A 22727-nucleotide genomic window follows, 5' to 3' on the forward strand; every position below is an offset into this window, starting at 1 on the left:
CGCGCACGTCCCACCCTTCCCCCCCCCCGTCTCCCACGGCGTTGCCCCCCCGGGTCCTCCCCCGCGTGGTCCCGGGCCGCCCCCCCGCGCCCCCCCCCCCCCCCCCCCCCCCCCCGCGCTCCTCCCGTGCCCCTCGCCGCGCGCCCCGCGCCGCTCAGTCGGCCAGCCGCTGCGCCTCCGAGACCGCCTCCCGCAGGGTGTCCACCACCGGCACGCCGACCTCCTCCAGGCTGGCCCGGCTGTGCGAGCCGCCGGTGTAGAGCACCGCCCGCGCCCCGACGTGCCGCGCGGCCACCGCGTCGTCCGCCGCGTCCCCGATCACCACCGTGCGCGCGGGGTTCACCGTCTCGGACAGCGCGCCCAGGTGCCGCACCATGTGCTCGGCCTTACTGCCGCCGGATCTCCCCGTTCTCCCGTCCACCCGGAGGAAGTGCGCCTCGATCCCGAAGCCCCGGACCAGCGGGACGAGGTCCTCGTGCCCGTACATGCTGAGGATCGACTGGCTGTGCCCGGCGGACGTCCATCCGGTGAGCAGGTCCACGACGCCCTCGGTCAGGGTGCATGCGGTGCGGTGCTCGGAGTAGTACCGGTGGAAGACGCCGTCCATCGCGTCCCACTCGGCCTCGGTGGGCAGCCGGCCCAGCAGCCGCTCGTAGAACTTCGGGACCGGCACGCAGTACAGCGCCCGGTACTGCTCCAGTGTGATCGGCTCCATGCCCAGCTCGGCGAAAGCCGCGTTCGTCGCGCCGATGACCGCGTCGTTGTCGTGGAACAGTGTGCCGTTCCAGTCCCAGACGATGTGCGCCCCTGACTGTTTCCCCATACCGGAAAACGTACCCGCCGCCACTGACAATCAGGAGAACGGCAGGTCGCGACCCCTGGTCAGGTCGCGTATGCCGTCGCGCTCAGCGGCCTCAGCCGCCGAGCCCCACCAGGTTCGGGATCTCCTGCGTGGCGTACCAGAGCAGTTCGTGGTCCTCGGCGCCGTCCACGACGAACTGGGCGTCGTCGTCGCCCGCGTCCGCCGCCCCCAGGGCCCCGGTCGCGGCGGTCACGTCCGCCTCCGCGTCACCGCCGTCGACGTGCACGGCGGCCGCCTTGGCCAGCCGCACCGGACCGGCCACCCGCACCTCGCCGAGCGCGGCCGGGTCGAGCCCGCGGTCGGGGTCGGCCGTCGCCGCGCCGTCGGGCACGTCCACGGCGACCACCACGCGGCGCCGCGGGGCGCCCGGGTCCAGTGCCAGCAGTCGCAGCGACGCGAGCGCGGCCCGGTTCAGCGCGGCGTACTCCAGCTCCTCGACGTCGTCGGAGAGGTACCACTCGCGCAGCGCGGGCGTCACGGCGTACGCGGTGAGCGCCCCTGTCCCCAGCTCCCCCGTCCTGTGCGCCTCGGCGAGGCCCGAGAGGGTCAGGGGGACGTAGACACGCATGGCAGGCCGCTTTCGTGGTCGGAGGGCTCGCCGCCCGGACGGCCCTCAGGATACGTGCGGGAGTCCCCTTTCGAGTCCCCGGCCACACCTCCTGTCCGTCCACCGCGCACCCCTCATCTCACCCGGTACACCCCAGTCCCCGCACGGCCGACGACGTTCGCGATCACACGGAGGGGTGAACCGGTCCACGGTCCGACGCGCGTCGCGCCTTCCTTGCCGCGGCGCCCTCGGACCCGTACAAGAGCCCCAGCAGGAAGTTACTGCCCGGTACGAACGGGTCGGCCCCGGGCCGGCCCATGCCTGTGGGCGCCGACACCGGGCACAACACCGAACGGGGACCCATGAACAAGGTCATGACCAGGACCCAGCGCCGCCCGGGCGCCCACCCGCAGGGCCGCCGCGACCCCCGCCGCCCCGGCGGCCACCCACCCCGCACCCCGGGAGGAACCCTCCCCCGCACAGCCGACGACAACCCCCCGCCCCGCCACACCCCCGCGGTCCCCACCGGCCCCCGGGACACCCGGCCCCCAGCGACCCCTCTCGGCCCCCGCCGGACGCGTACCGGCACGCGAGCCTCAGGGGGCCCCGTACCGAGGCCGAACGGCACCGCAGCCCCGACGAGGCCACCCGTCGACCCGGTCGAGCCCCACAGGACGGGAACGGCATACGCGGGCGCCGACCCGGCAGCCCGCGCGGGCGTGAGTTCCGCGGCCGCCCCCGGTCGGACAGGAGGCGCAGCCCGAGTCCTTCGGGCGGGTGCGTACCGGTCCGTGCCCGGCGCCGACGCGGACGCGGCCCCCACCGCGGCTGCCGCAGGCGCGGCGGGCATCCACGCCCACGGGGCAGCCCGCGCGGCAGGTATCCGCGTCGGCGAGACCGCCCTCGCGGCGGGGATCGGCGCCGACGGACCCGCCCCGGCGGATTCCGGGGCTCCCGGTGCCGCGCGGGCCGTTTCGCTGCCCATGGCCACCGACCTGTTCGCCGATCGGCTGCTCGCCGTGCTCAGCGGGCAGCGGCCCGTGCACTGGATGCTGCGGCACACCGCGGGCCGCGCCTACGACGAGCTCGCGTGGCTCACCGAGCGCGGCACGCTGCGCACCCGCGGCGCCCGCCCCGTCGTACGCGACATCGGCTACTACGAGCCCCGCCCGGGCGCCGTGGAGGCCTTCGCCCGCATCGGCGCGGGCGACCAGTTGCGCGCGATGGCGTTCCGCCTGGAGCAGGGCCGCGACCGGCGCTGGCGCTGCACCGCGGTGGAGCTGGGCGGCCCCCGTATGCCCCGCACACGGGACGACCTGCCCTGACGGCGAACCGCGGCCGAGCCGAAGGGCCGGGCACCCCGAGGGTGCCCGGCCCTTCCCCGGCCGCTGCCGGATGTCTCAGTGAACGGCGGTCACTTCTTGCGACGGCGCCCGGCCTTCGCCTGCTTGCGCCGCTCCGCACGCGTGAGACCGTCGGCCTCCGAGCGCACGGGCTCGCCGTCCGTGGAGAACTCACCCTCGACGATGCCGCCCTCGCCGTCCACGGTCGGCGCCGAGAAGTGCAGCTCACGCCGCTGCGGCGCGTCCAGCCCCTTGGCCCGGATCTCCGGGCGCGCGCCGGCCTGCGCCGGAACCGCGTCGTGCTTCTCCAGGTCGGCCACCGGCTTCGTGTCCTCGACCGGCACCTCCTCGACCTGCTGCTCGACCTGGACCTCCAGGTTGAACAGGTAGCCGACGGACTCCTCCTTGATGCCCTCCATCATCGCGGTGAACATGTCGAAGCCCTCACGCTGGTACTCGACCAGCGGGTCCTTCTGCGCCATCGCGCGCAGGCCGATGCCCTCCTGGAGGTAGTCCATCTCGTAGAGGTGCTCGCGCCACTTGCGGTCCAGCACCGACAGCACCACCCGGCGCTCCAGCTCACGCATGATCTCCGAGCCGAGCTGCGCCTCGCGGGCCTCGTACTGCTCGCGGATGTCGTCCTCGATGGACTCGCTGATGAACTCCGCCGTCAGACCCGCGCGGTCCCCGGCCGCCTCCTCCAGCTCCTCGATGGTGATCTTCACCGGGTAGAGCTGCTTGAAGGCGCCCCACAGCCGGTCGAGATCCCAGTCCTCCGGGAAGCCCTCGGCGGTCTCCGCCCCGACATACGCGTCGATGGTGTCGCTCATGAAGTGGAGCACCTGCTCCTGCAGGTCCTCGCCCTCCAGGACGCGGCGCCGCTCGCCGTAGATGACCTCGCGCTGCCGGTTGAGCACCTCGTCGTACTTGAGAACGTTCTTGCGCGTCTCGAAGTTCTGCTGCTCGACCTGCGACTGGGCGGACGCGATCGCGCGCGTGACCATCTTGTTCTCGATCGGCACGTCGTCCGGCACGTTCGCCATCGACATCACGCGCTCGACCATCTGCGCCTTGAACAGACGCATCAGGTCGTCGCCCAGGGAGAGGTAGAAGCGGGACTCACCCGGGTCGCCCTGACGGCCGCTACGACCGCGCAGCTGGTTGTCGATACGGCGCGACTCGTGCCGCTCGGTGCCGAGCACGTACAGGCCGCCGAGCCGCTCGACCTCCTCCTTCTCGGCCTTGACCGCCGCCTCGGCGCGCTGCAAGGCGTCCGGCAGGGCCGCCGCCCACTCCTCGATGTGCTCCTCGGGGTCGAGGCCGCGCTGGCGCAGCTCCGCCTCGGCGAGGTCCTCCGGGTTGCCGCCGAGCTTGATGTCCGTACCGCGACCGGCCATGTTCGTCGCCACGGTCACCGCGCCCCTGCGGCCGGCCTGCGCGACGATGGACGCCTCGCGCTCGTGGTGCTTGGCGTTGAGCACCTCGTGCTGGACGCCGCGCTTGCTGAGCTGCTGCGAGAGGTACTCGGACTTCTCCACCGAGGTGGTGCCGACCAGGATCGGCTGGCCCTTCTCGTGCTTCTCGGCGATGTCGTCGACGACCGCCTCGAACTTGGCGACCTCGGTGCGGTAGATCAGGTCCGCCTGGTCCTTGCGGACCATCGGCTTGTTGGTCGGGATCGGGACCACGCCGAGCTTGTAGATCTGGTGGAACTCGGCGGCCTCGGTCATCGCCGTACCGGTCATGCCGGAGAGCTTGCTGTAGAGGCGGAAGAAGTTCTGCAGGGTGATCGTGGCGAGCGTCTGGTTCTCGTCCTTGATGTCCACCCCCTCCTTCGCCTCGATCGCCTGGTGCATGCCCTCGTTGTAGCGGCGGCCGGCGAGGATACGGCCGGTGTGCTCGTCGACGATCATGACCTCGCCGTCGATGACGACGTAGTCCTTGTCGCGCTTGAAGAGCTCCTTGGCCTTGATGGCGTTGTTCAGGTAGCCCACGAGCGGGGTGTTCACCGACTCGTAGAGGTTGTCGATGCCCAGCCAGTCCTCGACCTTGGAGACACCGGCCTCATGGATGGCGACCGTGCGCTTCTTCTCGTCGACGTCGTAGTCGCCGGTCTCCTCGACGCCCTTGAGCGGGTTGCCCGCCTCGCCCTTCTTCAGGCGGGTGACCAGCTTGGCGAAGTCGCCGTACCACTTGGTGGCCTGGTCGGCCGGGCCGGAGATGATCAGCGGCGTACGGGCCTCGTCGACGAGGATGGAGTCGACCTCGTCGACGATCGCGAAGTTGTGGCCGCGCTGGACGAGCTCGTCCTGGGACCACGCCATGTTGTCGCGGAGGTAGTCGAAGCCGAACTCGTTGTTCGTGCCGTAGGTGATGTCGCAGCCGTACTGCTCGCGGCGCTGGGCCGGCGTCATGTTCGCGAGGATGCAGCCGACGGACAGACCCAGGAACCTGTGGACGCGGCCCATCATCTCCGAGTCGCGCTCGGCCAGGTAGTCGTTGACCGTGATGATGTGCACGCCGTCGCCCGAGATGGCGTTCAGATAGGCGGGCAGGGTGCCGACCAGGGTCTTGCCCTCGCCGGTCTTCATCTCGGCGACATAACCCAGGTGCAGGGCGGCGCCGCCCATCAGCTGGACGTCGTAGTGCCGCTGGCCGAGGACACGCTTGGCCGCCTCGCGCACCGTGGCGAACGCCTCGGGGAGCAGGTCGTCCAAACTCTCGCCGTCCGCGTACCGCTGCTTGTACTCATCGGTGAGGGCACGCAGATCGGCGTCGGAGAGGGCGACGAAGTCCTCTTCGATGGAGTTGACCTGGCCCGCGATGCGGTGCAGCTTGCGCAGGATCTTGCCTTCGCCTGCACGCATGATCTTCGAGAGGACGGACACGGGGGTTGGTCTCCTTGCCGGTCGGGCCTGGGACGGTTGGTTTCCATTCACGTACTGAGCAACGGCCATCGTATGCGAGGACACGGCCGAGCCGGGAGGGCCTGCCGCAAGGCCACCCGTCCGCGGCTTCGCGGGGCCTCCACGGGAACAACGTCCGGGTGCCCCGGATGGTGCCGTGTTCCGGCGGCGATTTGCGCGAATTGCGCTCACTTCCTCGCGCGGCGGGGTGCGGTCGGCCCGTGGCACGCCGGGAAAAGGTTGGCGGCCCACGCGGCCCCCGAGCAGAATCGGGCGATGGAACCCGTCACGCTCACCACGGACCGTCTGCTCCTGCGCACGCTCCTCCCCGGGGACTCCGACGCGGTGTACGCGGCCGTGCAGGACCCGGACATCCAGCGCTGGCTCTCCCAGCTCCCTTCGCCGTACCTGCCCGAGCACGCGCGGAGTTTCACCGAGGACATGGTGCCGGTGGGCTGGGCCAACGGTTCGATGTTCACGTTCGGCCTCTTCCTGGCCGGCGCCTCGGGAGACCTCGTGGGCACGCTCGGCATGACGATGCGGTCGCTGGGCGAGGCCGAGATCGGCTACTGGGCCACGAAGGAGCATCGCGGCAACGGCTACATGACCGAGGCCTCCCTCACCGTCGCCCGCTGGGCCTTCACCCAGCTCGCCGTGGACCGCCTGGAGTGGCGCGCCGAGGTCGGCAACCGCGCCTCCCGCGCGGTCGCCGAACGGGTCGGCTTCACCGTGGAGGGCATCCTCCGCTCGGGACTCAACAACAAGGGGGTACGGCGGGACTGCTGGGTGGGCTCCCTGCTGCCGTCCGACCTGAGCCTGCCCTCGGCGGCGCCGTACCTGCCCGCGCCGTCCTAGGGCCGGCGGCCGGCGACGAAAGCGCAGCTCAGGCCGCGTTGTCGGTGCCGCCCTCTATCGTGCGAGCCATGACCTCGCTCCCGCGTCCCAGCACCGACCTCTCGGCGGACGAAGCCCGCCGCCTCGCCCTGCGTGCCCAGGGTTTCCTCGGCGTGCCCGACCGGCGGTCCGGCGTGCGCGGCGTCCTGCGGCACCTCGGCGCGGTCCAGCTCGACACCATCTCGGTGCTCGCCCGCTCCCACGAGCTCGTGCCCTACGCCCGCCTGGGCGCGGTCGGCCGCAGGACCGTCGAGGGGGCCTACTGGACGGCCGCGTCCACGGGCGCGGCGTCGGAGCCTCCGCACGCCTTCGAGTACTGGTCGCACGCCGCCTGCATCCTGCCCATCGAGGAGTGGCCCCACTTCGCCTTCCGCCGCCGCGCCTACCGCGGCCGCCCGCACTGGAACCACGAGCTGCCCGACGGGGCGTACGACCAGGTCGTCAAGCAGTTGCACGCCGAGGGCCCGCTGACGGCGACGGAGCTGGGCGGGGCCAAGAGGACCAGCGAGTGGTGGGACTGGTCGGGCGCCAAGGTCGCCGTCGAGCGCGCCCTGATGTACGGCGAGGTGGTCTGCGTGGAGCGCCGGGGCTGGAAGCGGGTGTACGACCTCGCCGAGCGAGCCATCCCCGGGGAGCTGCTGCACGACGAGCTGGACGACACCGAGTGCCTGCGCCGGCTGGTCCGGCTGGCCGGCCAGTCCCTGGGCGTGGGCACCCGCGCGGACATCGCGGACTACCACCGCCTCAAGGCCGAGCAGGTCGACGCGGTGATCGGGGACTCCGGGCTCGTCCCGGTCACGGTCGAGGGCTGGTCCAAGCCGGCCTGGGCGGACCCGGAGGCGCTGGCGACGCCCCCGCGCGGCCGTCACCGCACCACGCTGCTGTCCCCGTTCGACTCGCTGGTCTGGGAGCGGGCGCGCACCGAGCGGATCTTCGGCTTCACCCACCGCCTGGAGGCCTATGTCCCCAAGCAGAAGCGGGTCCACGGCTACTTCGCGATGCCCGTGCTCGCCGGCGGCCGTCTCGTCGGCCGTGTCGACCCCGCCCGGGAAGGCCGCACCCTCGTGGCCAAGCAGGTCACCCTGGACGGCGTCCGGTCCGTGCCCGCGGTCGCCCAGGCGCTCGTCGAGGCGGCGAGCTGGGTGGACTGCACGGACGTGCGCGTGGAGCGGGTGGAAGCGCCCGAGCTGCGCGAGCCCCTCGTGCTGGAGCTGGCCCGCGCCGTCGGCTGACCGTCCGGGCAGCGCCGCCGGGCGCTACCGGATCTCCAGGATCTTCTCCCGCATCGCGTAGACCACGGCCTCCATCCTGGAGTGCAGCTGGAGCTTCTCCAGGATGTTGCGGACGTGGTTCTTCACCGTGTTCTCGGAGATGAACAACTCCTTGGCGATGTCCCTGTTGTTCATCCCCGTGGCGACGAGCTTGAGCACCTCCAGCTCACGGTCCGTCAGCCGGGGAGCGGGGACGAGACGGCGCTCGTCGGTCCGCTGGATCATCGACTTGAACTCGGTGAGCAGCTTCGACGCCATGGAGGGGCTGATCTGCGACTGTCCGTCGGCCACGGCGCGAATCGCGGTGGACACCTCGTCCGTGGAGATCTCCTTCAGGAGATAGCCGGTGGCGCCGGCCTTGATCGCCTCGTAGAGGTCGGCCTCCTCGTCGCTGATCGTCAGCATGATGATCTTGGCGCTGGGCGCGACCTCCTTGATGGACGTGCACGCCTCGATCCCGCCGCGCTTGGGCATGCGGACGTCCATCAGGATGATGTCGGGCAGCAGGTCGGCGGCCTTGTCGACGGCTTCGGCGCCGTCGCCCGCCTCTCCGACCACCTGGATGTCCTCCTCAGCGGCGAGCACGATCTCCAGACCTCGGCGGAAGAGGGCATGGTCGTCCACGACAAGGACTCTGATCGGCTCCTTGCGCGCAGTTGCCGCTTCCGGTCCCACGCCGACGGCGCCACCGTCGGCGTCCCCGACCCGCATCGGTCCGAAGCTGTCCGCCATCGTTGTTCCTCCCCCTGAGGCTGTGGCCCGGTCTGTGGTGCTGTGGCCAACCCAAGGCAACGGCCCATCGGTTGGGCCGTTGCCGCCATGATTCCATGTCCGGCCGGCACTGCGGTGACCAAGCGCCGTGTGAAGGGGGCGCACACCGATGCCCCTGGGGGCGCACACCGCGCTCCAGGGGCACCGTCACAGCTGTTGTTGCCGGCCGGGGTGGCTCAACCGCCCAGCGTGCCGCCCGCCTCGGGCGCCTGAGTGACCATCGTGTCCGTCCTGAGGTGGATCACTCCGTAGTCATAGGCATGCCGCCGGTAGACGACGCTGGGCTCCTTGGTCTCGGAGTCGACGAAGAGATAGAAGTCGTGCCCGACCAGTTCCATCTCGTAGAGGGCCTGGTCGAGGGTCATCGGGGAAGCGACGTGGTTCTTCTCGCGGACGACGAGGGGTCCGTCCCCCTGCACCTCCAGCGAGCCGACCTTCTTGGTGGGCACCTGGCCCGCGTCCGCTTCCGTGGCGGTCTGACCGCTGCCGTTCAGCGTGGCCGCACCGGGGACGTGGTCGGGGACCTCGGCGGCCGAGATCCGGCGTGCGCCACGCCGCGAGAAACGCTTGTCGTGCTGCTTGCGCAGCCGGGCCCCGAGCTTCTCCGCCGCCAGGTCGAGCGCGGCGTACGGATCGCTGGCCGCCGCCTCCGCCCGGATCACCGGACCGCGGGAGCGGAGGGTGATCTCCACCCGGTCGCAGCGGTCGGCCTGTCGGGGGTTGGGCTCCTTGGACACCTCGACGTCGAGGCTGATCACCTTGCCATCGAGCTTCTGGATCTTCTCCAGGTTCAGCTTCTCGGCCACGTGCTTGCGGAACCGCTCGGGCACCTCGGTCTTGCGGCCCTTGACGACGATGTCCACGCAGAACTCCGTTCCCGGATCGCTCCGCTCCGACGGCGGAGCATCTCCCTTGTGCACCCGGTTCCGGTGAACTCCGGAACCTCGGACTCGGTGACGTCCACCTCCTCCTCCCCCGCGGGCGAGATCTCCACCCGACCGGTACGGGTGATGACGAAAAACCCGCAGCACGGCATTCGGATATGGCGGGGATGGCCTGCGCCTTTCCCTCACATCCCGAACATATCTCGCCCGGACGGATGACGTCACCCTCTACTGCCGCGTACCTCCGTTCAGATGAATTGACCCGCTCATTACCTGCAACGATGCAAGTTCTCAGTCAGTTCCGTTCTATTCCGAAGGAATCCGGAGAGGCCGCGACGACCGCCGCGCAGATCACCACACCGGCTCCGTGTTCTTCCGCTTCTCCCGGTTCTCCCGGTTCTCCCGCCACTTCCGGTGGGCAGTACATCGTGTTCCCCTCCTTCTGCCGTGATCCCGGCTTCCGTTTCCTCATCCCTTCCCGGACCCGCGCCGTGTACACGGCCGTCGTCACCGCCCGCGCCGCCTCCGTCAGCGAGGCACCCGTCGTCATGACGTCGTCGACCAGCACCACCGGACCGCTCAGCAACAGCCGCGCACCGCCCGCGGCCGCCTCCAGCGCGCCGGCGAGGTTCTCCAGCCGCTGCCGGGAGGACAGCCCCGCCTGGTCCGCCACGGCACGCCGCTGTCGCAGCACCGGCAGGGCCCGGGCCGGCGTCCCCGACCGCCGGAGCTCACCGGCCGCGGCGAGCGCGATCCGCCGCGCGGGATCGTGCCCCCGGGCCCGCACCGCCCGCGGCGCGGACGGCACCGGGACGAGCAGCACGGCCGCCCCGGCACCCGCTCCCGTTCTCCCCGCCATTCCCTCCGCCGCCGATCCCACCCCGGCCGCGCGCAGCCCGGCCCCCACCGCACCCGCCAGCGCCGCGCCCAGCGGGCGGGCGAGAGCCAGTGCGCCCCGCTCCTTGTGGGCGAGCAGGGCCGCCCGCGCCGCGTCCGCGTACCGCGCCGCCGCGTACACCGCCGGAAGTCCGTACGGCTCCGGCACCGGGCGCACCCGGCGTGGTGCGCCGTGGCTCAGGGCGGCACGGCACCGAGGGCAGAGCACCGTACGGGGCCTGCCGCAGCCTCCGCACTCGGTCGGCAGCACCAGGTCGGTGAGGTCCTGCCACCACCCGTGCATGCCTCCACTGTGCCGACGGCGCACCGTCCCGGCCAGCCCTGTGGACAACGGCCTGTGGACAACTCCGCCCACCGCCAACAGGACTTCACCCACACGGGGGACCTAGGGTCTTTCGTTTGGATCAGGCCGGATCGCTGCCCGACGGCATAGGACCCCGCGAGCCCGGCATGATCCAAACGAGAGGCCCTGGCGATGCGTCAGCCTGGATAGACCGGCGCCATCCCGTCCTTGGTCACCTTCTGCCACTGCGCCCCGGACGGCAGCCGGACGATCCCGTCCTCCGAGGAGGACGCCACCAGCGGCAGCCGGTCGTCCTCGGCGGCGGCGATCGACTGCACCCCGGTGAGCGCGGCCGGCGGCGGGCCCTCCGGCGTGGAGCCGTCGACCTGGACGTACCGCATCGTCTGCACGCCCCCCTGCTCCCGCCCGGCCACCACGAGCCGGCTGTCCCCGGCCCACGACATGGCGGTGACGTTCTCCAGCTCGGGAGCCGCCGAACGCAGTCCGAGCACCGACACCACCGGCCGCTCCCCGGCCTTCTCGTCGCGTTCGATCCGCCCGATGAGCAGGGACTTGCTGTTGTTGTCCGCCTTGACCACCAGTGCGATCCGCACCCCGTCGGCGGCCACCCGCACCGCGTCGACGCGCCCCTTCAGACCCGGGACCTTCACCTCGAGCGGCTCGCCGCCGCCCTGCTCCAGGACCCACAGCCGCGACCGGGCGGGATCGCGGTCGGCCACCCACAGGTCACCGCGCGCGTCCCAGCTCGGTGCCGTCAGCCGGTCGTCCTCGGCCCTGCCCTGGCTCTGCAGCGCCGGCGCGTCGAGGGCGCCGCCCGCCACGAGCGAGCTCACGAACAGCGACCTGCCGTCGGAGCCGACCCCGGCCGCGGTGCGCTCGTCCCACGACACCGCTGCCGACTGAAGCTTCTGGACGCCCTCGCCCAGCGCCCCCGGCACGGGTTCGGCACCCGAGGCCGTACCCGTGTCGGAGATCCGCACCAGCCGCTGCTTGTCGTCGACGAAGTACAGGTAGTCGGGCCGCTTCACCGACCCGCGCGTGGCGACGGTCTCGGCCCGGCCCGACTCGAACGAGCACAGGGTGCCGCCGTCGGCGCCCTGGAGCGTGACGGCGTCCACGGTGGGTGTCAGGTTCTGCAGCGTGAACAGCAGTTGGGTCGCCATCTGGCGGCACTCCTCGCGCCCGACCCCGGAGGCCTTCTCGTTCAGCGGCACCGTCAGCCGGTTCTGGTCGTCGGGCACGAGCGAGGTGACGCCGCGGCGCAGCGCCGTCCCGGCCGGGAAACTCGAACTGACCGCCGGTCCGAGCCACTTCGTGGGCCCGCTCAGCAGGGAGCGCACCACCTGCGTCATCGCGTCCACGCGCCGCCGCACGAAGACGGGATCGGCGACGGCGGTCGCCGCCGGCGCAACGTCCGCCCAGGTGTTCGAGGCGAAGTAGTACTTGTTGACGGACATGTAGTTGCGCTGGAAGTCCGACTGGCCCATGACGACGCCCTGCGGCAGCACGTCGATGCGCCACTGCCCGCTCTTCTTGTCCTGCGTCAGATGAACCGGCTGGCTGTAGTGGCCGCCCATCGGCGTGTACGACTGCTGGTCGTCCACCCGGGCCACCTTGCTGCCGGTCAGGGTGAACGCGTAGTTGTCGGTGCTGTCGCGTTCCGTGACGCGATCGACCTGGATGTCCGGGCCACCCGCGAGCACGGTCGTGGACCGCTCCGGCCGCCAGTCCCCCGAAGCGCCCCTCGTCAGATACTGACGCGCCGTCGCATACTGCGGATCGTCGCTGGTCAGCGCCTCCAGAAAGCCCTGTACGATCTCCGCGGGCGGGGCGTCCTCCCGGGGCGGCATGGCGAACACCTGCAACTGGCTGTCCTGGCGCGGGGTGGACTCCACGTCGCGCAGATCCCCGCGGTCCGGCATCGAGGCGCACCCCGCCAGCAGCACGACCCCACAAGCGGCGTACACCACCGCGCGCACCGGCCGCCGCACGCCCCCCACGCGGTCAGTGCCCACGAAATGCCTCCCCTTGCTGTGTCACGTCCAGCGGCTCGGCCTTCTCAGCCACCGCGAGGTCCGCCGACCCGTCATCCGCCGCGTCCACGGCGGACACCGCCTCCTGCCGTCGCTCACCCGAGGCCGGCCGGGGCACCACGCGCGCGCCGTTGCCGGGCAGCGCCGTCGGATCGGCCGTCGGGGCCACCGCCGGCCGGGACGCGATCGGGTCCCGCGGCGACGCCGTCCGCTCACCCGTCGCCTGCGCCGGCACGGTGGCACGCTTCCCGCTCGGCAGACCGGCGTCGTCGAGCCCGCGGTTGCGGCGCGAGTCCTTCGGTTCCAGCGGGACGGGCGAGCCCCGCAGCGGCTCGTCCGCGGTCCTGGGCAGCGTCAGCCGGAACTGCGAGCCGCCGCCCGGCTCACCCCACGCCTGAAGCCAGCCGCCGTGCAGCCGGGCGTCCTCCAAGGCGATCGACAGCCCCAGACCGGTACCGCCCGTAGTGCGGGCGCGCGCCGGATCCGCCCGCCAGAAGCGGCTGAACACCCGGGTCGCCTCGCCCGGCTTGAGCCCGACGCCGTAGTCGCGCACCGCGACCGCGACCGCTCCGCCCGCCGCGCCGAGCTTGACGACGACGTCCCTGCCCTCGCCGTGTTCCACCGCGTTGACGACCAGGTTGCGCAGGATGCGCTCCACCCGCCGGGCGTCGGCCTCCGCCACGACGGGCTGCTGGTCGCCGACGACCCGTATCCGCGTGCCCTTGCGCTCGGCGAGCGGCTCCGCGCCTCCGACGACCCGGTGCACGACCTCCCTGAGGTCGATCGGCTCCGCCTCCAGCGCCGCCGCGCCCGCGTCGAAGCGGCTGATCTCCAGCAGGTCCGCGAGCAGCGACTCGAACCGGTCGAGCTGGTCGGCGAGCAGTTCCGCCGAGCGGGCGGTGACCGGATCGAAGTCCTCGCGCGCCTCGTGGATGACGTCGGCGGCCATCCGCACGGTCGTCAGCGGCGTGCGCAGCTCGTGCGAGACGTCGGAGACGAACCGGCGCTGCATACGCGACAGTTCCTCCAGCTGCTGGATCTTCAGCTGGAGGTTCTGCGCCATCTTGTTGAAGGCCTCGCCGAGACGCGCGATGTCGTCCTCACCGGTGACCTTCATGCGCTCCTGAAGCCGCCCGGCCGACAGCCGCTCGGCGATCCCGGCCGCCATCCGCACCGGCGTGACGACCTGCCGCACCACCAGCCAGGCGATGGCTCCGAGGAGTACGACGACGAAGAGTCCGGCCGTCGCCAGCGTGCCCTTGACCAGGCTCAGCGACTTCTCCTCCTGGGTGAGCGGGAAGAGGTAGTACAGCTGGTACGGATCGCCGTTGGGGTCGTTGACCTGCTTGCCGATGACCAGCGCGGGCTGGGAGCCCTTGTCGCCGCCCTGGTAGACGATGCGGGCGTAGCTCTGCGCGGCCACCATGCTGTTGTTGATGCGGGCGCGCAGCTCCTCCGGAACACTCGCCGCCCAATCCACACCGCCGGAGGCGCGCGGTCCGCGCCCGCCCCCGCTGTCCTCGCCGGCGGGCAGCGTGACCACGTCGAAGGCGCCCTGACCGCCGCTGGACAGCGACGACACCAGGTCGCTCATCCACTGGATGACGTTCTGCGAGGAGTGGCCGTCCGCGGCGGAGGCGTCGTCGCCCGTGCCGGTCGCCGCCTCGTCGGCCCGCTGCTTGGCCACCGCGAAACCGCCGGCGGCCTGGCTCTGCGAGGCCTTCACCTTGGCGTCGAGCAGTCCGTTGCGCACCTGGCCGATGACGACGAAACCGAGCAGCAGGACCACGCCCAGCGACATCAGCAGGGTGGTGGCGACGACCCTGAGCTGGATGTTGCGCCGCCACAGCCGCATCACGGGCAGCAGCGGCCGGCGCACCCAGCGCAGGAAGAGACGCAGGACGGGACTGCCCTGGACGCCGCCGTGCAGCAGCCCGCCCTCCAGGAGGCGTCCCCAGCGGGAGCCGGCGGTCGTCCGGCCGACAGGCCGCCCCGCGCGGGTCCCGGTACTCCCGGGCGCCGAAGCGGCGCTGTCCTCCGACACGTCAGCTCGGTCCGGCCTTGTAACCGACACCGCGGACGGTCACCACGATCTCCGGCTTCTCCGGGTCCTTCTCGACCTTGGAGCGCAGCCGCTGGACGTGCACGTTCACCAGACGGGTGTCGGCCGCGTGCCGGTAGCCCCAGACCTGCTCCAGGAGCACCTCTCGGGTGAACACCTGCCACGGCTTGCGGGCCAGCGCGACCAGCAGGTCGAACTCCAGCGGCGTCAGCGCGATCGACTGCCCGTCCCGCTTCACCGAGTGCCCCGCGACGTCGATGACGAGGTCGCCGATGGCGAGCTGCTCCGGCGCGGGCTCCTCCGACCTGCGCAGCCGCGCCCGGATACGGGCCACGAGCTCCTTCGGCTTGAACGGCTTCACGATGTAGTCGTCGGCGCCCGACTCCAGGCCCACGACGACGTCCACCGTGTCGCTCTTGGCCGTCAGCATCACGATCGGCACCCCCGACTCCGCCCTGATCAGGCGGCACACCTCGATGCCGTCACGACCGGGCAGCATCAGGTCGAGCAGGACCAGATCAGGCTTGGCCTCACGGAAGGCGGCCAGCGCCTTGTCGCCGTCGGCCACAAAAGACGGCTCAAAACCTTCACCACGCAGCACGATCCCGAGCATCTCGGCCAGTGCGGTGTCGTCGTCGACGACAAGGACTCGTCCCTTCATAAACGACATCATCCCATTCTCGTAACGGTGGCGAAGATCCAGGTGAGACAGCTCACTGGCCAGTGACGATAGTCGTACCGAGCCGTCACTGTCTGCCTCCGGTCCGAGAACCCCGGGAACAGGGTGCCGGTGCTCAGTCGGTTGAGGTCCCCCGCGACCTGGCGCACAGTTCGGCCAGGCCCTCGGCGGTCACCGGCGAGACGGCGCCCTCCTCGGTCACGATCGCCGTGACCAGTTCAGGCGGGGTCACGTCGAACGCCGGGTTGTAGGCCTGGGTGCCCAGCGGCGCGACCGGGAGACCGCCGCCGGCTCCCGTCACCGGCACCTGGGGCGCGAGGAACTCGGTCACCTCGTACCCCGGTCGCTGCTCGACCTCGATCGCCCCGCCGTCCGGAGTCGCCGGGTCCACCGTCGACACCGGGGCCACCACGATGAACGGCACGTGGTGGTAGCGCGCGAGCACCGCGAGCGGATAGCTGCCCACCTTGTTCGCCACCGAGCCGTCGGCGGCGATACGGTCCGCGCCGATCAGCACCGCGTCCACCTCACCGGCCGCGAACAGCGAGCCCGCCGCGTTGTCGGTGAGCAGCGTGTACGCCATGTCGTTGCGGGCCGCCTCGTACGCCGTCAGCCTGGCGCCCTGGAGCAACGGCCGGGTCTCGTCCACCCACAGCCGCCGCAGCCGTCCCGCGCGATGCGCCGCGAGCGCCACCGCGAACGCCGTGCCCTCCCCGCCCGAGATCAGCGACCCGGTGTTGCAGTGGGTGAGGACGCGGTGCCCGCCGCCGGGCAGCAGCTCGTCCAGCAGCGCCAGCCCGTGCTCGGCCATCCGCGCACTGGCCCGGGCGTCCTCCTGGTGCAGTTGCCGCGCCGCGGCGAGCGCCGCCGAGGCGGCCTGCCGGGAGTCCCCGGTCCTGGCGAGCGCCGCCTGATGGGCGGACCGCGCCCGGCGCACACCGACGGAGAGGTTCACGGCCGTGGGCCGGGCGGCCGCCAGCGCGGTCGCGGCCTCGTCCACGTCGAAGCCGCGCGCGGCGGCGAGCGCGACGCCGTAAGCCCCGGCGATGCCGAGCACCGGCGCCCCGCGCACGGCCAGCGACCGGATCGCCTCCACCAGCGCGGGCGCGTCCGTACACACCAGCTCGACCTCCTCTGCGGGAAGCCTGGTCTGGTCGAGAAGGACCAGCACCGGCCCCTCGGGGGGCTCTTCCCAGCGGATCGCCGAGGTTCCGACCGCCCGGTCGTCCTCGCGGGTCTGCGCGTACTGATCAGCCATGTCGTCAGTCTGCCCCGTATCCGGCAGACAATTGAAGGTACGCAGCCGCCACCACCGCCGGTCGCCCGAAGTCCACCCCATGGCACGATGGCAGCCGACCTGCCGCCGCGACGGCGGACGGGCACCGTGAAGGAGCGACGATGACTGACACTCCGGGCTGGGCCTCGCCCGGATCCGCCCCGTCCGACGGGCAGGAGAGCGGTACGTCCGGACCTGCCGACGCCGCCGGCCGCCCCGACCCCGCCCCGCCCGCGGACGCGTCGGGCGAGCAGCCGCAGAGCCCCGGCGTGAAGTGGTCCAAGGAGCAGCCGGCGCCGGGCCAGTGGTCCGCGCCCACGGGAGCCCCGGCCCCCGGCCAGGCACCACCGCCCCCCGCCGGCCCCGGCTGGGTCGGACAGCCCCCGACCGGACAGGGCCCCGCCGGACAGGGCTCCGGCGGTTATGGCCCAGGAGGCTACGGCACCCCCGGTTACGGAGGCCCCGGAGGCTACGGCGCTCCCGGTTACGGCCCCGGTGGCTACGGCGCCTGGGGTGCCGGCTGGGGCGGCCCGCCCCCCGCCGCCAAGCCCGGCGTGATCCCGCTGCGCCCGCTGGGCGTGGGCGAGATCCTCGACGGCACGGTGTCCACCATGCGCACCCACTGGCGCACCGTCCTGGGCATCACCCTGGCCGTCGCGGTCTTCTCCCAGATCATCGTCATTCTGGTGCAACGCCTGCTCGTCGACAGCACCACGAGCAGCCAGGTCCTCACCAACCCGAACGCCACCGCCGAAGAAGTCGGCCGCGTCATGGGCGACATCATGCTCGGTTCCGGCGCCGTCTTCATCGTCTCCCTGGTCTCCACCGTCATCGCCACCGCGCTGCTCACGACGGTCACCAGCCGTGCGGTCCTCGGCAAGCCGGTCACCACCGCGGAGGCCTGGCGGGACGCCCGTCCCCAGGTGCTCAAGCTGTTCGGGCTGGTCTTCCTGCTGATGGTCATCTGCCTCGGCGTCATCGTCGTCGGCACGCTGCCCGGGATCCTCGTCGCCAAGACGGGTTCGCCCGTGGGCGGCATAGCACTGGCCGTCGTGGGCGGGCTGGTGGCCTGCGTGCCCGCGCTGTGGCTGGCGGTCCTCTTCTCGCTCGCCTCGCCCGCCCTGATGCTGGAGAAGCAGGGCATCCGCAAGTCGATGAGCCGCTCCGCCAAGCTGATCCGCGGCTCGTGGTGGCGCGTCTTCGGGATTCAGCTCCTGGCGGGAATCATCGCGGGCCTCGTCTCCGCGCTCATCGCCATTCCCTTCCTCGCTCTCGCGGTGGCCTTCGGCGGGGGCGACATGTCCGGCTTGCTCAACGGCACCCCGCACATCGGCTGGGCCTACCTGATCATCACGGGGATCGGGGAAGTGATCGGCTCCACGCTCACCTTCCCGATCACGGCCGGCGTCACCGTGCTGCTCTACATCGACCAGCGCATCCGCCGCGAGGCCCTCGACCTGGACCTGGCCCGGGCCGCCGGCGTGCAGGGTCACGGAGCCGACGCACCAGCCTCCGGGAGCTGATGCCGTGAGCCTGGCGGGGGGAGTTCTCACAGCACTGCCGGCGTTCCCACGCGCCGTGACCGGAGCCCTGCGGACCGCGCTGCACGCCCACGCCGCGGTTCTGGCACAGTCGCGCTCCGGAGCCGAACCACCGGTGACCGTCCCACGCGACCCGGCGCGGGAGGCGGCCGGGCGCGAACTGTCCAAGCCGATGTACCACGAGCATGACCCGGGCCTGCTGGAACGCGCTCTGAACGCCTTCTGGGACTGGCTCGGCAAGCTGTTCGGCTCCGCCTTGGTCGCCACGCCGGGCGGCGGCGTCGGACTGGTCATCGTCGTCGTGGCCGTCCTCGCCGTGCTCGGGGCGCTGTGGTGGCGCCTGGGCACCCCGCGCCGCGGACCCACGTCCTCCACCACGCTGTTCGACGACCGCCCCCGCAGCGCCGCCGAACACCGCGCCGCCGCCGAGGCGCACGCCGCCCAGGGCCACTGGAACCGGGCCGTCCAGGAACGCATGCGCGCCATCGTCCGCTCCTTGGAGGAACGAGCCCTGCTGGACATACGCCCCGGCCGCACCGCCGACGAGGCCGCCGCCGAGGCCGGCCGCGCCCTCCCCGCGCACACCGAACGGCTGCGCGCCGCCGCCCGGGACTTCGACGACGTCACATACGGCGGCCGCAGCACGACCGAAGCGGCGTACCAGCGGATCGCCGAACTCGACCGCGACCTGGAACGCACCAGGCCCCGACTCGCCGGCAACGGCACGGCCGCCGGCTCCCAGGGGGCCGCCCGATGACCACTGAGGCCACGCTCCCGTCCACCTCGGTCTCGCCCACCGGCCGCCAGGTGTGGACCCGCACGCGCGGGATCCTCCTCGCCCTCGTCCTCCTCCTCGCCGCCGGCGTCGCGATCGCCGCGGTCCAGTCGGGCGCCCAGCACGGCCGCCTGGACCCCCGCTCCGCCGATCCCTACGGCAGCCGCGCCATCGCCGCGCTCCTCTCCGACCACGGCGTCCCCACACGCGTGGTCACCACCCTCGACCAGGCACGCGCGGCCGCCGGCCCCGACACCACCGTTCTGGTCGCCCTTCCCGACCTGCTGACGGACGGTCAGCAGTCCCGGCTCCGCCACGCGACCGACGCCTCCGGCGGACGCACTGTCCTCGTCGCCCCCGGCTTTCCCTCCGTCAGCGGCTTGGCCCCCGGCGTCACCGCCGCTCACACGCCCAGCTTCGACACCACGCTCTCCCCGCGCTGCTCCCTGCCCGCGGCCCGCCGCGCAGGCGACGCGGACACCGGCGGCGGCATCCGCTACGCGACCACCGTCAAGAACGCCGAGGCCTGCTACCCGAGCGGCGGTCTGCCCACCCTGCTGCGCATCCCGCAGACCACCAAGGGCGGCGACACCGTCGTCCTCGGCACCCCTGACATCCTCTACAACAACCGCCTCGCCAAGCAGGGCAACGCCTCGCTCGCCCTGCAACTCCTCGGCTCCCGCCCCCATCTGGTCTGGTACCTCCCCTCGCTCTCCGACGCCTCCGCCCCCGACACCGGCGAGCGCGACTTCTTCGACCTGCTCCCCTCGGGCTGGCTCTGGGGCACCCTGCAACTCTTCATCGCCGCGGCCCTCGCCGCCCTGTGGCGGGCCCGCCGGCTCGGCCCCCTCGTGCCCGAACGACTCCCCGTGGCGATCCGCGCCTCCGAAACCGTCGAAGGCCGCGCCCGCCTCTACCGCAAGGCGAACGCCCGCGACCGCGCCGCCACCGCTCTTCGCGCCACCACACGCACCCGCCTGGCCCCCCTCGTCGGCATCCCCGTCTCTCAGGCGCACACGCCCGAGGCCCTGCTCCCCGCCCTGTCCGACCACCTCCACGGCGGGGGTCAGTCCCTGCACGACCTGCTCTTCGGCCCGCCGCCCGGCGACGACGCGGCCCTCGTCACCCTCGCCGACCGACTCGACGCCCTCGAAAGAGAGGTACGCCGTCCATGATGGACCCGACCACTGACAACGCCGGGCGCACCGGGGACACGGACCACGCCCGGTCCTCCCTGGAGGCCCTGCGCGCCGAGATCGCCAAGGCCGTGGTCGGCCAGGATCCCGCCGTGACCGGCCTCGTCGTCGCCCTGCTCTGCCGCGGACACGTCCTTCTCGAAGGAGTCCCCGGAGTGGCGAAGACCCTGCTCGTCCGCACGCTCGCCGCCGCGCTGGACATCGACACCAAGCGCGTCCAGTTCACCCCCGACCTGATGCCGAGCGACGTGACCGGCTCACTGGTCTACGACGCCCGCACCGCCGAGTTCTCCTTCCAGCCCGGCCCGGTCTTCACCAACCTCCTCCTCGCCGACGAGATCAACCGGACCCCGCCCAAGACCCAGTCGTCGCTGCTGGAGGCCATGGAGGAACGCCAGGTCACCGTCGACGGCACCCCCCGCCCGCTCCCCGACCCCTTCCTGGTCGTCGCGACCCAGAACCCGGTCGAGTACGAGGGCACCTACCCGCTGCCCGAGGCCCAGCTGGACCGCTTCCTGCTCAAGCTGGCGATCCCGCTGCCTTCCCGCCAGGACGAGATCGACGTCCTCACCCGCCACGCCGACGGCTTCAACCCGCGCGACCTGCGCGCCGCTGGCGTACGCCCGGTGGCCGGCCCCGCCGACCTCGACGCGGCCCGCGCCGCTGTCGCCCGGACCACGGTCTCTCCGGAGATCACGGCCTACGTCGTCGACATCTGCCGGGCCACCCGGGAATCCCCGTCCCTGGCCCTCGGCGTCTCACCGCGCGGAGCGACGGCACTGCTGTCGACGGCCCGTGCCTGGGCCTGGCTGACCGGACGCGACTACGTCATCCCCGACGACGTCAAGGCACTCGCCCTGTCCACCCTGCGCCACCGCGTACAGCTGCGCCCGGAGGCCGAGATGGAAGGCGTGACCGCCGATTCGGTGATCAACGCGATCCTCGCCCACGTCCCGGTCCCCCGCTGATGGCTCTCACCGGACGCGCCGCGCTGCTCGCGGCCCTCGGCTCCCTCCCTGTCGGCATCTGGGACCCGGGCTGGTCGGGCATCCTCGCCGTGGACGCCCCCTTGGCCGTGGCCTGCGCCTGCGACTACGCCCTGGCGGCGCCGGTGCGGAACCTCGTCCTGACGCGCTCCGGGGACACCTCCGTGCGCCTGGGCGACAGCGCCGACGTCACTCTCACGGTCACGAACCCCTCGCGCCGCCCGCTGCGCGCCCGGCTCCGTGACGCCTGGCCCCCCAGCAGCTGGCAGCCGGGCACCGAGACGGCGGCCTCCAGGCACCGGCTGACCGTGCCACCGGGAGAACGCCGCCGCGTCACCACCCGCCTGCGCCCCACCCGCCGCGGCGACCGCCGGGCGGACCGCGTGACCATCCGGTCCTACGGTCCGCTCGGGCTCTTCGCCCGCCAGGGCACCCACAGGGTCCCCTGGACGGTACGGGTGCTGCCCCCGTTCACCAGCCGGAAGCACCTGCCGTCGAAGCTCACGCGGCTGCGAGAACTCGACGGTCGCACCAGTGTGCTCGTGCGCGGAGAGGGAACGGAGTTCGACAGCCTGCGCGAGTACGTCCCCGGCGACGACACCCGCTCCATCGACTGGCGCGCCACGGCCCGCCAGTCCGCGGTCGCCGTCCGTACCTGGCGCCCTGAACGCGACCGGCACATCCTGCTCGTCCTGGACACCGGCCGCACCTCGGCGGGCCGGGTGGGCGACGCACCACGCCTGGACGCCTCCATGGACGCCGCCCTGCTCCTCGCGGCCCTCGCCTCCCGCGCCGGCGACCGCGTCGACCTGCTGGCCTACGACCGCCGGGTCCGTGCCCTGGTCCAGGGCCGCTCCGCGGGAGATGTCCTGCCGTCACTGGTCGACGCCATGGCGGCACTGGAACCCGAACTCGTCGAGACGGACGCCCGCGGACTTACGGCCGCTGCCCTGCGTACGGCTCCGCGCCGTTCGCTGATCGTGCTCCTGACGAGCCTGGACGCGGCCCCTGTCGAGGAGGGCCTGCTTCCCGTGCTCCCTCAACTCACCAAGCGCCATGCGGTCCTGGTGGCCTCGGTGGCGGATCCGCTGGTGGCACGAATGGCCGGGGCCCGTGGAAACGTGGACGCGGTCTACGAAGCCGCCGCCGCGGCCCAGGCGCAGACAGAACGCCACCGCACCGCGGAGCAACTCCGCCGCCACGGTGTCACCGTCGTCGACGCCACGCCGGACGATCTGGCGCCGACGCTGGCAGACGCGTATCTGGCGTTGAAGGCGGCGGGAAAGCTTTAAGAGAACGAAGGCCGGGACGAGGCACGGGGAGCGGGACTCTCTCCCCAAGTGCCGGTCGGCCGGCCATGAACGCAGAAAACCCCCGTGCAACGGCACGGGGGTTTTCTCACAATTTGTTCGGCGGCGTCCTACTCTCCCACAGGGTCCCCCCTGCAGTACCATCGGCGCTGTGAGGCTTAGCTTCCGGGTTCGGAATGTAACCGGGCGT

The 22727-nt window shown here is 72.2% G+C and carries 18 protein-coding genes and 1 rRNA gene; 8 read left to right on the plus strand and 11 right to left on the minus strand.

Going from position 1 to position 22727, the window contains the following annotated elements:
* Nucleotides 1-154: 154 nt before the first annotated feature.
* Nucleotides 155-823, minus strand: coding sequence for an HAD hydrolase-like protein (locus ACIOWN_RS12890; protein WP_362357101.1), 669 nt, complete (start codon nt 821-823; stop codon nt 155-157).
* Between the two features lie 91 nt (nt 824-914).
* A complete protein-coding gene (locus ACIOWN_RS12895) occupies nt 915-1430 on the minus strand; it encodes a DUF6912 family protein (RefSeq protein ID WP_362357103.1) in 516 nt (171 codons plus the stop codon).
* A gap of 770 nt (nt 1431-2200) precedes the next feature.
* On the opposite strand from ACIOWN_RS12895, the gene ACIOWN_RS12900 reads away from it, so the two are divergent.
* Nucleotides 2201-2734: an Rv3235 family protein gene (locus ACIOWN_RS12900; RefSeq protein ID WP_362357105.1), complete on the plus strand. Its 534-nt coding sequence runs from the start codon at nt 2201-2203 to the stop codon at nt 2732-2734.
* 89 nt (nt 2735-2823) lie between these two features.
* Here ACIOWN_RS12900 and secA read toward each other — a convergent pair whose 3' ends face one another.
* The gene (secA, locus tag ACIOWN_RS12905; RefSeq protein ID WP_401982111.1) at nt 2824-5640 is read right to left on the minus strand and encodes a preprotein translocase subunit SecA; all 2817 of its coding nucleotides are present in this window, start codon (nt 5638-5640) and stop codon (nt 2824-2826) included.
* Between the two features lie 294 nt (nt 5641-5934).
* Here secA and ACIOWN_RS12910 point away from each other — a divergent pair, with 294 nt between their 5' ends.
* Together ACIOWN_RS12910 and ACIOWN_RS12915 are read left to right on the plus strand one after the other, a co-directional pair.
* Nucleotides 5935-6513 (plus strand): GNAT family N-acetyltransferase, encoded by a 579-nt coding sequence (locus tag ACIOWN_RS12910; protein WP_362357109.1) that lies wholly within the window; start codon nt 5935-5937, stop codon nt 6511-6513.
* A gap of 68 nt (nt 6514-6581) precedes the next feature.
* Nucleotides 6582-7784, plus strand: coding sequence for a DNA glycosylase AlkZ-like family protein (locus ACIOWN_RS12915; protein ID WP_362357111.1), 1203 nt, complete (start codon nt 6582-6584; stop codon nt 7782-7784).
* 24 nt (nt 7785-7808) lie between these two features.
* On the opposite strand, the gene ACIOWN_RS12920 is transcribed toward ACIOWN_RS12915, so the two are convergent.
* From ACIOWN_RS12920 to mtnA, 7 genes are all read right to left on the minus strand, one after another.
* Nucleotides 7809-8555: a response regulator gene (locus ACIOWN_RS12920; RefSeq protein WP_401982114.1), complete on the minus strand. Its 747-nt coding sequence runs from the start codon at nt 8553-8555 to the stop codon at nt 7809-7811.
* 215 nt (nt 8556-8770) lie between these two features.
* Nucleotides 8771-9457, minus strand: a complete 687-nt coding sequence (hpf, locus tag ACIOWN_RS12925) for a ribosome hibernation-promoting factor, HPF/YfiA family (protein WP_362357115.1) — start codon at nt 9455-9457, stop codon at nt 8771-8773.
* Nucleotides 9458-9773: 316 nt separating this feature from the next.
* On the minus strand, nt 9774-10658 hold the full coding sequence (locus ACIOWN_RS12930; protein ID WP_401982116.1) for a ComF family protein: 885 nt from the start codon (nt 10656-10658) through the stop codon (nt 9774-9776).
* Nucleotides 10659-10855: 197 nt separating this feature from the next.
* Nucleotides 10856-12694, minus strand: a complete 1839-nt coding sequence (locus ACIOWN_RS12935) for an LpqB family beta-propeller domain-containing protein (RefSeq protein WP_401982118.1) — start codon at nt 12692-12694, stop codon at nt 10856-10858.
* On the minus strand, nt 12684-14756 hold the full coding sequence (gene mtrB / locus ACIOWN_RS12940; RefSeq protein WP_362357121.1) for an MtrAB system histidine kinase MtrB: 2073 nt from the start codon (nt 14754-14756) through the stop codon (nt 12684-12686). Before mtrB ends, ACIOWN_RS12935 begins: the two co-directional genes overlap by 11 nt.
* 1 nt (nt 14757) lies before the next feature.
* A complete protein-coding gene (mtrA, locus tag ACIOWN_RS12945; protein ID WP_009188938.1) occupies nt 14758-15447 on the minus strand; it encodes a two-component system response regulator MtrA in 690 nt (229 codons plus the stop codon).
* Between the two features lie 121 nt (nt 15448-15568).
* Entirely contained in the window at nt 15569-16711 is a 1143-nt protein-coding gene (gene mtnA, locus ACIOWN_RS12950; protein WP_362357123.1) for an S-methyl-5-thioribose-1-phosphate isomerase, read from the minus strand.
* A 140-nt stretch (nt 16712-16851) separates the two neighbouring features.
* Between mtnA and ACIOWN_RS12955 the strand changes: the two genes are divergently transcribed.
* The 5 genes from ACIOWN_RS12955 to ACIOWN_RS12975 are packed head-to-tail and all read left to right on the plus strand — an operon-like array spanning nt 16852 to nt 22519.
* Complete coding sequence (locus tag ACIOWN_RS12955) at nt 16852-18252, plus strand: hypothetical protein (RefSeq protein ID WP_362357125.1); 1401 nt, start codon at nt 16852-16854, stop codon at nt 18250-18252.
* Between the two features lie 4 nt (nt 18253-18256).
* Nucleotides 18257-19027 carry a DUF4129 domain-containing protein gene (locus ACIOWN_RS12960; RefSeq protein ID WP_401982122.1) on the plus strand — a complete coding sequence of 257 codons (771 nt, stop codon included), beginning with the start codon at nt 18257-18259 and terminating at the stop codon, nt 19025-19027.
* Nucleotides 19024-20220 (plus strand): DUF4350 domain-containing protein, encoded by a 1197-nt coding sequence (locus ACIOWN_RS12965; protein WP_401982124.1) that lies wholly within the window; start codon nt 19024-19026, stop codon nt 20218-20220. The genes ACIOWN_RS12960 and ACIOWN_RS12965 overlap by 4 nt, the downstream gene beginning before the upstream one ends.
* Nucleotides 20220-21209 (plus strand): MoxR family ATPase, encoded by a 990-nt coding sequence (locus ACIOWN_RS12970; RefSeq protein WP_362357131.1) that lies wholly within the window; start codon nt 20220-20222, stop codon nt 21207-21209. Before ACIOWN_RS12965 ends, ACIOWN_RS12970 begins: the two co-directional genes overlap by 1 nt.
* Nucleotides 21209-22519 carry a DUF58 domain-containing protein gene (locus tag ACIOWN_RS12975; protein WP_362357133.1) on the plus strand — a complete coding sequence of 437 codons (1311 nt, stop codon included), beginning with the start codon at nt 21209-21211 and terminating at the stop codon, nt 22517-22519. Before ACIOWN_RS12970 ends, ACIOWN_RS12975 begins: the two co-directional genes overlap by 1 nt.
* A gap of 115 nt (nt 22520-22634) precedes the next feature.
* Here the strand turns inward: ACIOWN_RS12975 and rrf are convergent.
* Nucleotides 22635-22727 (minus strand): 5S ribosomal RNA (gene rrf, locus ACIOWN_RS12980); the annotation flags it as partial.

This window comes from Streptomyces sp. NPDC087787, assembly GCF_044743035.1.
GTDB lineage: Bacteria > Actinomycetota > Actinomycetes > Streptomycetales > Streptomycetaceae > Streptomyces.